The organism is Pantoea sp. UBA7232 (genome assembly GCF_002473195.1).
GTDB classification, from domain to species: domain Bacteria; phylum Pseudomonadota; class Gammaproteobacteria; order Enterobacterales; family Enterobacteriaceae; genus Pantoea; species Pantoea eucrina.
Map to the genome: position 1 here is coordinate 123,979 of NZ_DKTK01000012.1, position 12,903 is coordinate 136,881.

Here is a 12,903-nt window from a genome sequence, read left to right on the forward strand (position 1 = left end):
CGTCAGGCAGCGGCACGCTTTACGCGCCGGCGATCTCCGTCGCCGGCTTCACATCGCGCACGCGCGCGACCAGCAGCAGCGCCAGCACGGACATGCCCAGCGCCACCTGATAAACCGATTCATGCCCGAAGCGCTCGCTCAGGATCCCCTGCACCAGCCCGGCCACGATCAGCCCGGTGGAGATGGAGGTGGTAAACAGCGTTGTTGCCGCGCCCGCCCGGCCGGGCATCAGATCCTGAAACCAGAGCATGCCAATACCGGCGATAATGCCGATAAAAGCGGCGTTAAACAGCTGCAGCAGCATCAGCGCAGTTTTTGAGGTAAACAGCACCAGCCCGAGATAAAAGAGAATTGCCGCCACGCCCGCCACCAGCATCAGCGCGCGCTTGCCGACGCGCTTCGCGTAAAAGCCCGCCAGCAGCATAATCGGGATCTCCAGGCCGGCGGCCGTTCCCATCAGCAGGCCCGCCAGCTTTTCCGACAGCCCCAGCGTGTTGCTCATGTAGAGCGGCATATCAATAAAGTACATGGTGTTGCACGCCCACATGATTACTGAGGCGATAAACAGCAGCATCACCTGCGCATCTTTCCACGGGCTGACCTGCAGCAGCAGCTGCTCCGGCGTCGCCACCACGCGCGGTACCGACGGCAGGCCGCGCCAGATCAGCAGCATACTCAGTAAAAACATGCCCGCCACCACGGCGAACAGCGTGACGAAACCGAAATTGAGCGCCAGCGCAAATGAGAGCGGCGGACCGATGACCCAGGCCAGCGACAGCTGCGCCCGCATCACCGAACTGAACATCACCACTTCACGCGCTGATGCGTCCGCGTACTCCCGCGCCAGCGCAAATATCTGCGGCATTGCGACGCTGGCCAGCGCGGAGAGCAGCACGCCCAGGCTTATCAGCGTGGCGTAGTGACGGTTAAACGCAAACAGCAGCGCGTTCAGAATAGCCATCAGGCAGCAAAAGAGGATCAGGTGGCGCCGGTCGCCGCGCGTATCGGAGCGCTTTGCTACCAGCATACTGATCACAATGCCGCCGAGTGCGTTAATGGTGAAAAAGAGCCCGACCCAGAAGGGACGTACCTGCACCTCGCGGGTCAGAAACAGGCTGAGGGTCGGTGCCTGCAGCGCACCCGCAACGCCCGCCATAAAAGTGACAACCATAAAAGCGAGATAGACCGGATCGGGGCGGCGCTGCCGCGTTAACAGCGACTTCATGCAGAAATCCCTTTGGAAAAAACAGAAAAGAGTAGCGAAAGAGCGTAGACGATTTCACACCGCTATGAAAAAAGCCAGCAGAGAAAAATCTGCTGGCGGTGTAATTGCACCCTACTCAGAAAAATGTGCCACACGGGCGACACAGCTGGTTGAGCGCCACCCGGATCGGGTGCCTCCCGCTCTTCCATTGAGTGGCAGTATGCCTCTATTATAGGGCAATAAACACTGAGCGAAATCGCCACGGAGTTCCCCTTTTATGTCTTCGGCCCGTCTGCAGCAGCAATTTATTCGTCTCTGGCAGCAGTGTGAAGGTCAGGATCGGGCGACAACGCTTGATGCACTGGCCAGCACTCTGCACTGTTCGCGGCGCCATATGCGCAACCTGCTTCAGGCGATGCAGCGTGAAGGCTGGCTGACCTGGCAGGCTGAGGCGGGACGCGGAAAGCGTTCGCAGCTGCGCTTCCGCTGTACCGGTCTGGCGCTGCAGCAGCAGCGGGCAGAAGCGCTGCTGGAGCAGGACGGTATTGACCAGCTGGTTCAGCTGGTTGGCGACAAAGCGCAGGTGCGGCAGATGATTGCCGCCCACCTTGGCCGCAGCGTGCGTCAGGGAAAGCATATTCTGCGCGTGCTCTACTACCGTCCGCTGCAGAACCTGCTGCCCGCCTCGCCGCTGCGCCGCTCGGAAACGCATCTGGCCCGCCAGATCTTCAGCGGCCTGACGCGCATAAATGAGGAAAACGGGGAAATTGAACCCGATATTGCTCATCACTGGCAGCAACTCTCCGCGCAGCAGTGGCGCTTTTATCTGCGTCCGGCCATCCGCTTTCATCACGGGCGCGAGCTGGAGATGGCCGATATTCTTGATTCGCTGCAGCGCAGCGCCGCTCTGCCGCTGTTTGCGCATATCTCGCAGCTGCACTCGCCGGCGCCCTGGACGCTGGATATCTCGCTGACCCAGCCTGACAGCTGGCTGCCATGGCTGCTGGGCAGCGTCAGCGCCATGATCCTGCCGCGCGAATGGCCGTCCCTGCCCGACTTTGCCCGTCAGCCTGCCGGCTGCGGCCCTTACAGCGTGGTACGCAATCAGCAGACGCAGCTGAAAATTGCCGCGTTTGATGACTACTTTGGCTACCGGGCGCTGATTGACGAAGTCTCAATCTGGGTGCTGCCGGAAGTCAGTGACGAGCTGGTCTACTCTGGCGTAAAACTGCAGGGCAGCGAGGCGGATGAGATAGCGGAAGAGAGCCGTCTGGAGGAGGGCTGCTACTTCCTGCTGTTTGACCAGCGCTCCGCCTGGGGACGCCATGCCGGGTTCCGCCGCTGGGTCAGCGATCTGCTTAATCCGGTTACCCTGCTGCATCATGCCGATCCCGGCTATCAGCGTTACTGGTTTCCTGCCTGGGGCCTGCTGCCGCGCTGGCACCATCGCCGCGATCTGCGGGCGGCGGACAAGCCGGAAGGTCTGACCCGGCTGACGTTAAGCTGGTACAGCGACCACGTCGAGCATGAAGGCATCGCCAGCGCGCTGCGTCCCCTGCTGGCGCAGCAGGGGGTGGAACTGATCACCCGGGTGATGAGCTACGAAGCGTGGTTTGCCGGCGCCGGAGAGAGCGATATCTGGCTCGGCAGCGTTAACTTCACCCTGCCGCTGGAGTACGCGCTGTTTGCGCAGCTCTATGAGCTGCCGCTGATGCAGCACTGCATTCCGCTGGCGTGGCATGAGGATGCTGCGCGCTGGCGTGAGAAACGCCTGCCGCTGGCTGAGTGGGCGCGCCAGCTGGTAGATCAGGACTGGCTGCATCCGCTGTTTCACCACTGGCTGCTGCTGGAAGGCCAGCGCAGCATGCGTGGCGTACGGCTGAACACGCTGGGCTGGTTCGATTTTAAATCTGCCTGGTTTGCGCCGCCGGCGTTATGACGCTTTCACGCCGTGGCGGAAATGTCTACACTAAGCCGTTCTCAACGGGGTGCCTGCGTCGTCAGGCTGAGAGAAACCCGTCGAACCTGATCCGGTTAATACCGGCGTAGGGATTTGAGATGTGCCAGCCTCAGATCCTTTGCGACTCACTCATATCCTCTCCTTAAGGAGCGCAAAGTGTTAAAGAACGTTCTGCCTGTCCTGCTGCTGTTGTCCGCACCGGTATTCGCCGCCAGACCGCTACTGACCGTCTATACCTATGATTCGTTCGCTGCTGAATGGGGCCCTGGGCCGGCGGTAAAGAAAGCGTTTGAAGCGGAGTGCGGCTGCGAGCTGCGCTACGTGGCGCTGGAGGATGGCGTCTCGCTGCTCAACCGTCTGCGCATGGAAGGGAAAAACAGTAAAGCGGACGTTGTGCTGGGACTGGATAACAACCTCCTGCAGGCGGCGGAGAAAACCGGCCTGTTTGCTAAAAGTCAGGTCGATACCGCAGCGCTGCAGCTGCCTGAGCGCTGGCAGAACGACACCTTTGTTCCTTTCGATTACGGCTACTTCGCCTTTGTGTATGACAAAAACCGCCTGAAGAATCCGCCCGCAAGCCTGCAGGAGCTGGTTGAAAGCCCGGAGAAATGGCGCGTTATCTATGAAGATCCGCGTACCAGTACGCCAGGCCTCGGCCTGCTGCTCTGGATGCAAAAAGTGTTTGGCGATCGCAGCGACGTGGCGTGGCAGAAGCTGGCGGCGAAAACCGTTACCGTTACTAAAGGATGGAGTGAAGCGTACGGCCTGTTTCTCAAGGGCGAAGGCGATCTGGTGCTGAGCTATACCACGTCGCCCGCTTACCACATTATTGAAGAGAAGAAAGAGAACTACGCTGCTGCCACCTTCAGTGAGGGGCACTACCTGCAGGTCGAAGTCGCCGCCCGGCTGGCCGGCAGTAAACAGCCAGCGCTGGCACAGCGTTTTATGCAGTTTATCGTCAGCCCCGCTTTCCAGCAGACGATCCCCACCGGCAACTGGATGTACCCGGTGATCAAAAGCGATTTGCCGGCTGGCTATCGGGCGCTGAACGTGCCGCAAAAAGCGCTGCAGTTTTCACCGGCAGAAGTGGCTGACCAGCGCGCCGCGTGGATCAGCGCCTGGCAGCGGGCTGTCAGCCGCTGATGCCCGGCTGGCTGATACCCGGCGCGCTGAGCGCGCTGCTGCTGTGCGCCGTGGCGCTGCTCGCTCTGGGGGCGCTGCTGACGGCGGCCCCGCTGCCGGACATGCGCAGCCTGCTCAGTGACAGCTATCTGCACCACGTGCTGGCGTTCTCATTTGAGCAGGCGCTGCTCTCGGCACTCTGCTCCGTGCTGCCGGCCGTGCTGCTGGCGCGCGCGCTCTATCGCCGCCGCTTTCCTGGCCGCGCGCTGCTGCTGCGTTTATGTGCGATGACGCTGGTGCTGCCGGTGCTGGTGGCGGTATTTGGCCTGCTGAGCGTCTACGGCCGCAGCGGCTGGCTGGCACAGCTCTGCACGCTGCTGGGTATTCCCTACCACTTCTCTCCCTATGGCCTGCAGGGTATTTTGCTGGCGCACGTCTTTTTTAACCTGCCGCTGGCCACGCGCATGCTGCTGCAGGCGCTGGAGAGCATTCCGCCGGAGCAGCGTCAGCTGGCGGCTCAGCTTGGGCTGCGCGGCTGGAATCTGTTCCGGCTGCTGGAGTGGCCCTGGCTGCGTCGCCAGATCCTGCCGACCGCGGCGCTGATCTTTATGCTCTGCTTTGCCAGCTTCGCCACGGTGCTGGCGCTGGGCGGCGGGCCACAAGCGACCACGCTGGAGCTGGCGATCTACCAGGCGCTGAGTTTTGATTACGATCCCGGCCGCGCCGCGCTGCTGGCACTGCTGCAGCTCAGCTGCTGTCTGCTGCTGGTGCTGCTCAGTCAGCGCTTCAGTAAAGCGATCCCTGCCGGCAGTCAGACGCTGCAGGGCTGGCGCGATCCGCAGGATAGCGGGTTTGCACGCGTCAGCGACACGCTGCTGATTGCTCTCGCGCTGCTGCTGCTGCTGCCTCCGCTGGCAGCGGTGGTGGTCGATGGCGTGCGCGGCGGTGTGGCCGGCGCACTGCAGCAGCCGGCGCTCTGGCAGGCCACGCTGACCTCGCTGCGCATCGCCCTTGGCGCGGGCGCACTCTGTGTGATCCTGACAATGATGCTGCTGTGGAGCAGCCGCGAGCTGCGTCAGCGCCAGCATCGGGCGAGCGCACAGGCGCTGGAGCTGAGCGGCATGCTGATTCTGGCGATGCCGGGCATCGTGCTGGCCAGCGGCTTTTTCCTGCTGTTTACCGCTACCTCCGGGCTGCCGGCGCGTGCCGACGGGCTGGTGATCTTTACCAATGCGCTGATCGCCATTCCCTACGCCATGAAAGTGCTGGAAAACCCGATGCGCGATATCGCCGCACGCTATGCGCCGCTCTGCGCCTCGCTCGGTCTCTCCGGCCTCAATCGCCTGAAGCTAATTGAGCTGCGGCTGCTGAAGCGTCCGCTGGCTCAGGCGCTCGCCTTTGCCTGCGTACTCTCGATTGGCGACTTTGGCGCAGTGGCGCTATTTGGCAACGCCGATTTCCGCACCCTGCCCTGGTATCTTTATCAGCAGATCGGCGCCTATCGCGGTGCCGACGGTGCCGCGACCGCCCTGCTGCTGCTGCTGCTCTGCCTGTTACTTTTTACTCTGATGGAAAAACTGCCGGGACGCCATGCTGACACTCACTGATCTTACTTACCTTTATCAGCATCTGCCGATGCGTTTCAGCTTCAGCGCTCAGGCGGGTGAACGGCTGGCGATACTTGGCCCGAGCGGCGCCGGTAAAAGCACGCTGCTGAGCCTGATCGGCGGCTTTCTGCCGGTCAGCCACGGCACGCTGCTGATTAATGGCCGCGATCACACCCGCAGCGTACCGGCGTTGCGTCCGGTCTCGATGCTGTTTCAGGAGAACAATCTCTTTCCGCACCTTTCGGTACAGCAGAATCTGGCCCTGGGTCTGCATCCGGGCCTGAAGCTCACGCGCGACCAGCAGCAGCAGCTGAGGGAGATTGCACACCAGACCGGACTGCATGATTTACTGACGCGCTTGCCTGGCGAGCTCTCCGGCGGCCAGCGGCAGCGGGTGGCGCTGGCGCGCTGCCTGCTGCGCAACCAGCCGGTACTGCTGCTGGATGAGCCTTTTTCGGCGCTCGACCCGGCGCTGCGCCGCGAAATGCTGCAGCTGGTGCGTACGGTGTGTGACGCACGCAATATCACGCTGCTGATGGTGTCGCACAGTCTGGAGGATGCGCAGCAGATTGCCGCACGCAGTCTGGTGATTGCTGATGGCCGGATCGAGTGGGATGGTGAGACGGCGGCGCTGCTTCGGGGTGAGAGCAGCAGCGCCGCGCGCCTGGGTATTACGCCAGCTTAAGCGAAGAAGACTTTCCAGAGCAGCTGCAGGAAAACAGGCATCATCGGATGAAACAGCAGCGCGATAAACGCGGCGCTGCCCGCTACGGCCATCAGCGGCGCCAGCCAGCGCAGGCGCGCTTTCGGCAGGTAGCGGGTTGCCCAGTCGCGCGTTTTGTCACTGCGCCACCAGCGCCAGAGCAGCCATCCGCCCAGCCAGAGCAGAATCGTTACCAGCAGCAGCAGCCATTTAAAGCTGTCGCCCTGCGCCTGCGGCACATCAATGGCCACACCGGCGAGGATCCCCGGCAGCAGATAGGCGGGCGGCCACAAAATACAGCCGATGATATTGGGCGGCAGAAACTTCCGCACCGGCAGCTCAAGCATGCCTGCCGCCAGCGGGATCAGCGGGCGTGTCGGGCCGACAAAGCGCCCCACCAGCACGGTAAACATGCTGTGCTGATGCAGCGCATGCTCGGTCTTATCCAGCAGGCTTTGATACTTTTTCAGATACTTCCAGCGGTGCAGCGGCCCCTGAAACTTCCAGCCGATACCGTAGGAGATCCAGTCGCCCAGCAGGCAGCCAATCAGCCCCGCCGCCCACGCCGGATAGAGGCCAATCTGACCGCTGCCCACCAGCGCCCCCAGGCTGGCCATCAGCACGGTGCCCGGCAGCAGCAGACCCACAAACGCCAGTGATTCAAGAAAGGTCACCAGAGCGACGGCGAACAGCGCGTACTCCAGCGATTGCGTAAACAGGTGTTGAATCCAGGCTTCCATAGCTATCCTCTGCGGAATATGAAGGCTGGATTGTCCTGAGCCTGCGTCAGGGCGTCAAGCTTTTCCCGCTGCGCTGCAGAGAGTTGCCGACACTGTATAAACATCCATGATATACTGCGCATAATTTCTACTCCGGAGTCACCGTGACAGAACCGCGCGCAGGCTATCTGCTGACCCGTCACTGGCGGGATACCCCTTCAGGCAGCGAGATCACGCTGTGGCTGGCAACCGATGCCGGGCCGCAGCGGCTGGTGCTGCCCGCGCAGGAGTCAGTGGCGTTTATTCCGGAAGCGTTCCGCCGTCAGACCGAAGCGCTCATCCGCGACGAAGCCCATACCCGTCTGCAGTCGCTGACGCTGAAGGATTTCCATTATCGTCCGGTGTTTGGCCTCTATTGCCGCAGCCATCGTCAGCTACAGCAGCTGGAGAAACGTCTGCGTGAGAACGGCATCAGCGTTTATGAAGCTGATATCCGGCCACCCGAGCGCTATCTGATGGAGCGCTTTATTACCGCCCCGGTCTGGTTCAGCGGCGAGCCGCGCGGTGAGACTCTGATCAACGCCCGCCTGAAGCCGCATCCCGACTACCGGCCGCCTCTCCGCTGGGTGTCGCTGGATATTGAAACCACCGAACGCGGCGAGCTTTACTGTATCGGGCTGGAAGGCTGCGGTCAGCGTCAGGTGTATATGCTGGGCCCGCCCAACGGCGACGCCAGCGCGCTCAGCTTTGAGCTGATTTACGTTGAGAGCCGCCAGCAGCTGCTGGAGCAGCTTAACGCCTGGTTCGCGCGGCACGATCCCGATGTGGTCATTGGCTGGAACGTGGTGCAGTTCGACCTGCGGGTGCTGCAAAAGCATGCCGATCGCTACGGCATTCCGCTGCGCCTCGGCCGTCAGCAGCAGCCGCTGGAGTGGCGTGAACACGGCTTTAAGCCGGGCATCTTTACCGCCCAGCTCGCCGGCCGCGTCGTGATTGACGGCATTGAAGCGCTGAAGTCTGCCTACTGGGATTTTCCCTCTTTCAGTCTGGAATCCGTTGCGCGCGAGCTGCTGGGTGAAGGTAAAGCGATCAATAATCCGTGGCAGCGCATGGAGGAGATCAACTGGCGCTTTGCCCATGATAAACCCGCGCTCGCGACCTATAACCTGAAAGATTGCGAGCTGGTTACGCGCATTTTTCACCATACCGCCATCATGCCCTTTTTACTGGAGCGTGCCAGCGTTAACGGCCTGGCGCTGGATCGGCACGGTGGCTCGGTTGCGGCGTTCAGTCATCTCTATATTCCGCGTATGCATCGCGTGGGGTATGTAGCGCCCAATCAGGGCGACGTGGCGCCGGAGGCGAGCCCCGGCGGCTATGTGATGGACTCCCGTCCCGGCCTCTACGACTCCGTGCTGGTGCTGGATTACAAAAGCCTCTATCCCTCAATCATCCGTACTTTTCTGATTGATCCCGTCGGGCTGGTTGAGGGCCTGGCCCATCCGTCTGACGCAGATTCTGTGCCTGGCTTTCGCGAAGCGCGCTTCTCGCGCCACCTTCACTGTCTGCCTGACATCGTGGCGCAGATCTGGCAGGGGCGTGAAGCCGCAAAGCGCGACGGCAATGCCCCGCTCTCCCAGGCGCTGAAAATCATCATGAACGCCTTTTACGGCGTGCTGGGCACCAGCGCCTGTCGCTTCTTTGATTCACGCCTCGCCTCCTCCATCACGCTGCGCGGCCACGCCATTATGCAGCAGACGCGGGCGCTGATTGAGGCGGAAGGGTTTACGGTGATCTACGGTGACACCGACTCCACGTTTGTCTGGCTGCAGGGCAAATATAGCGAGGAGCAGGCAGCGGCCACCGGCCAGCGGCTGACGACGCTGATCAACCGCTGGTGGCAGCAGCATCTGCAGCAGACGCTCGGTCTGACAAGCGCGCTGGAACTGGAGTATGAGACGCACTTCAGCCGTTTTCTGATGCCCACCATTCGCAACGCCGAACAGGGCAGCAAAAAGCGCTATGCCGGGCTGACCGGCAGCGGCGAGCAGCAGCGTCTGGTGTTTAAAGGGCTGGAGTCAGTGCGTACTGACTGGACGCCGCTGGCGCAGCAGTTTCAGCAGCAGCTCTATGGCCGCATCTTCCGCGGAGAACCCTGGCAGGCCTATATCCGTGAAACGGTCGCGCAGCTGATGGCCGGCCAGCTTGACGATCTGCTGGTGTATAAAAAACGCCTGCGGCGACCGCTGCATGAGTATGAGCGCAACGTTCCGCCGCACGTGCGCGCGGCGCGTCTTGCCGATGAACATAACCGCAGGCTGCAGCGTCCGCTGCAGTACCAGAAAGGCGGTTCCATTCGCTATGTGATGGCGACCGCCGGGCCGGAGCCGCTGGAGGTGCGTACCACGCCACTCGACTACGATCACTACGTCAGCAAACAGCTGCAGCCGATAGCGGATGGCATTCTGCCGTTTGTCGGCGACGACTTTGCTACACTGATTACCGGGCAGCTGGGGCTTTTTTGACAGGTGACGAATGCCCTGCCATCCAGTACCATAGCGCCCTTCCTGTATTTCAGCATGCACAACCTGACCAGACATCTGTCTGGCGCTTTGTTATTGCCTGAGAGCAGGCGAACGTCTTTAAGTCATTCAGAGAATCGAGCAAAAAATATATGGTATTTACACTGGGTCAACGCTGGATAAGTGATACGGAAAGTGAACTGGGACTGGGTACGGTCGTGGCGCTGGATACGCGCATGGTCACGCTGATGTTTCCCGCAACCGGCGAGAACCGCCTCTATGCCCGTCATGATTCTCCGGTCACCCGCGTGATTTTCAATCCGGGTGATACCGTTACCAGCCATGAAGGCTGGCAGATGCTGGTTGATGAAGTGCGGCACGAAAATGAGCTGGTGACCTACATCGGTACCCGCGCTGATACTGAAGAGAGCAACGTGGTGCTGCGCGAAGTGATGCTGGACAGCAAGCTGGTCTTCAGCAAGCCGCAGGATCGCCTGTTCGCCGGTCAGCTCGATCGCATGGATCGCTTCGCCCTGCGCTTCCGCGCGCGCAAATACCAGAGCGAGCAGTATCGCCTTGCCGTCAGCGGCCTGCGCGGCATGCGCACCAACCTTATCCCGCACCAGCTGCATATCGCACACGATGTGGGCCGCCGCCACGCGCCGCGCGTGCTGCTGGCAGATGAAGTCGGCCTGGGTAAAACCATTGAAGCGGGCATGATCATCCAGCAGCAGCTGCTGGCGGGGCGCGCCGATCGCGTGCTGATCGTGGTGCCGGAAACGCTGCAGCATCAGTGGCTGGTAGAGATGCTGCGCCGCTTTAACCTGCGCTTTGCTCTGTTTGATGACGATCGTTATACCGAAGCGCAGCACGACAGCGACAATCCGTTTGAAACAGAACAGCTGATTATCTGCTCGCTCGACTTTGTGCGCCGCAATAAACAGCGTCTGGAACTGCTGGCGGATGCGGAGTGGGATCTGCTGGTCGTGGATGAGGCGCACCACCTGGCGTGGAGTGAAGCGGCGCCCAGCCGCGAATATCAGGTGATTGAACAGCTGGCGGAGAACACGCCGGGCGTACTGCTGCTTACCGCCACGCCGGAACAGCTGGGGCTGGAGAGCCACTTTGCCCGTCTGCGCCTGCTCGATCCCGATCGCTTTCACGATTTCAGCCAGTTTGTCGCCGAGCAGCAGCACTATCGTCCGGTGGCCGATGCCGTCAGCTCGCTGCTGGCGGATCAGGCGATCAGTAAAGATGAGATGAACCTGATCAATGAGCTGATTGGCGAGCAGGATATCGAACCGCTGCTGCAGGTTGCTAACAGCGACCGCGACGGTAAAGAGGATGCGCGCAAAGAGCTGGTCTCAATGCTGATGGACCGCCACGGCACCAGCCGCGTTCTGTTCCGTAACACCCGTAACGGCGTGAAGGGCTTTCCAAAGCGCGAGCTGCAGCAGATCCGTCTGCCGCTGCCGGCGCAGTATCAGACAGCGATCAAAGTCTCCGGCATTATGGCGGCCCGCAAGTCGCCGGAAGAGCGCGCCCGGGACATGCTCTATCCGGAGCAGATCTATCAGGAGTTTGAAGGCGACAGCGGCACGTGGTGGAACTTTGATCCGCGCGTTGAGTGGCTGATGGGCTATCTCACCAGCAACCGCAAAGAGAAAGTGCTGGTGATTTGCGCCAAAGCGGCCACTGCGCTGCAGCTGGAGCAGGTGCTGCGCGAGCGTGAAGGTATTCGCGCGGCGGTGTTCCATGAAGGTCTCTCCATTATTGAGCGCGATCGCGCCGCGGCGTTCTTCGCCTCGCAGGAAGAGGGCGCGCAGGTGCTGATCTGCTCGGAGATCGGCTCTGAGGGCCGTAACTTCCAGTTCGCCAGCCGGCTGGTGATGTTCGATCTGCCGTTTAACCCCGATCTGCTGGAGCAGCGTATCGGACGCCTCGATCGTATCGGTCAGCTGCACGATATCCAGATCATGGTGCCCTGGCTGGAGAAAACCGCGCAGGCGGTGCTGCTGCGCTGGTATCACGAAGGGCTGGACGCGTTTGAGCACACCTGCCCTACCGGCCGCGCTATTTATGACGCTGAATATAACCAGCTGATTGAGTTCCTGGCGGCACCGGAAAACCCGCAGGGTCTCGATGAGTTCATCCTGAAAAGCCGTAAACAGCATGATGCGCTGAAAGCGCAGCTGGAGCAGGGCCGCGACCGACTGCTGGAGCTTAACTCCAACGGCGGCGAAGCGGCGCTGGCGCTGGCTGATGCCATTGCCGCTCAGGATAATGATACCGAGCTGGTAAACTTTGCGCTCAACCTGTTCGACATTGTCGGCATCAATCAGGAAGATCGCAGCGACAACCTGATTGTTCTGACCCCTTCCGATCACATGCTGGTGCCCGATTTTCCCGGTCTGCCGGAAGATGGCTGTACGATTACCTTTAACCGTAATCAGGCGCTGTCCCGCGAAGATACGCAGTTCATTACCTGGGAGCATCCGCTGATCCGCAATGGTCTGGATCTTATCCTCTCCGGCGATACCGGCAGCTGCGCCCTGTCGCTGCTGAAGAACAAGGCGCTTCCGGTCGGTACGCTGCTGGTTGAGATGATCTATGTGGTTGAGGCGCAGGCGCCGAAACAGCTGCAGCTTACCCGCTTCCTGCCACCGACGCCGGTGCGCATGCTGATGGATCGCGCAGGTAATAATCTGGCGGGCAAAGTGGAGTTTGAGAGCTTTAACCGTCAGCTTAACGCAGTTAACCGCCACACCGGCAGCAAACTGGTCAACGCTGTCCAGCAGGATGTGCATGCCATTCTGACGCAGGCGGAGCAGGCCGTGGTGCCGGAAGCGCAGGCGCTGATTGCCGCGGCGAAAGCGGAGGCGGATGAAAAGCTGAGCGCAGAGCTGTCGCGACTCGAAGCACTGCGCGCCGTCAATCCCAACATCCGTGACGATGAGGTTGAGGCGCTGGAGAGCAATCGTGCGCAGGTGCTGGCCAGCCTGAGCGAGGCGGGCTGGCGTCTCGATGCGCTGCGCCTGATCGTCGTAACGCACCAGTAAGCAGGCG

At 61.2% G+C, this 12,903-nt stretch carries 8 protein-coding genes and 1 riboswitch; of the genes, 6 read left to right on the forward strand and 2 right to left on the reverse strand.

Annotation, left to right across the window (positions count from 1 at the left end):
* Nucleotides 1–19: 19 nt before the first annotated feature.
* The gene (locus tag B4056_RS12645) at nt 20–1,225 is read right to left on the reverse strand and encodes an MFS transporter (RefSeq protein ID WP_288654908.1); all 1,206 of its coding nucleotides are present in this window, start codon (nt 1,223–1,225) and stop codon (nt 20–22) included.
* A gap of 256 nt (nt 1,226–1,481) precedes the next feature.
* On the opposite strand from B4056_RS12645, the gene sgrR reads away from it, so the two are divergent.
* From sgrR to thiQ, 4 genes are all read left to right on the forward strand, one after another.
* The gene (gene sgrR, locus B4056_RS12650) at nt 1,482–3,143 is read left to right on the forward strand and encodes an HTH-type transcriptional regulator SgrR (protein ID WP_113654992.1); all 1,662 of its coding nucleotides are present in this window, start codon (nt 1,482–1,484) and stop codon (nt 3,141–3,143) included.
* 35 nt (nt 3,144–3,178) lie between these two features.
* Nucleotides 3,179–3,274, forward strand: a riboswitch (TPP riboswitch).
* Nucleotides 3,275–3,320: 46 nt separating this feature from the next.
* Nucleotides 3,321–4,307, forward strand: a complete 987-nt coding sequence (gene thiB / locus B4056_RS12655) for a thiamine ABC transporter substrate binding subunit (RefSeq protein ID WP_113654991.1) — start codon at nt 3,321–3,323, stop codon at nt 4,305–4,307.
* Complete coding sequence (gene thiP / locus B4056_RS12660; RefSeq protein ID WP_094110753.1) at nt 4,283–5,893, forward strand: thiamine/thiamine pyrophosphate ABC transporter permease ThiP; 1,611 nt, start codon at nt 4,283–4,285, stop codon at nt 5,891–5,893. The genes thiB and thiP overlap by 25 nt, the downstream gene beginning before the upstream one ends.
* The gene (gene thiQ, locus B4056_RS12665) at nt 5,877–6,578 is read left to right on the forward strand and encodes a thiamine ABC transporter ATP-binding protein ThiQ (protein WP_039382537.1); all 702 of its coding nucleotides are present in this window, start codon (nt 5,877–5,879) and stop codon (nt 6,576–6,578) included. The genes thiP and thiQ overlap by 17 nt, the downstream gene beginning before the upstream one ends.
* Here thiQ and B4056_RS12670 read toward each other — a convergent pair.
* On the reverse strand, nt 6,575–7,336 hold the full coding sequence (locus tag B4056_RS12670) for a DedA family protein (RefSeq protein ID WP_039382534.1): 762 nt from the start codon (nt 7,334–7,336) through the stop codon (nt 6,575–6,577). The two genes, thiQ and B4056_RS12670, sit on opposite strands and share 4 nt — an antisense overlap.
* 143 nt (nt 7,337–7,479) lie before the next feature.
* Here B4056_RS12670 and polB point away from each other — a divergent pair, with 143 nt between their 5' ends.
* Both polB and rapA read left to right on the forward strand, forming a co-directional pair.
* The gene (gene polB / locus B4056_RS12675) at nt 7,480–9,840 is read left to right on the forward strand and encodes a DNA polymerase II (protein ID WP_288654911.1); all 2,361 of its coding nucleotides are present in this window, start codon (nt 7,480–7,482) and stop codon (nt 9,838–9,840) included.
* Between the two features lie 149 nt (nt 9,841–9,989).
* Complete coding sequence (rapA, locus tag B4056_RS12680) at nt 9,990–12,896, forward strand: RNA polymerase-associated protein RapA (RefSeq protein WP_039382530.1); 2,907 nt, start codon at nt 9,990–9,992, stop codon at nt 12,894–12,896.
* Nucleotides 12,897–12,903: the final 7 nt, after the last annotated feature.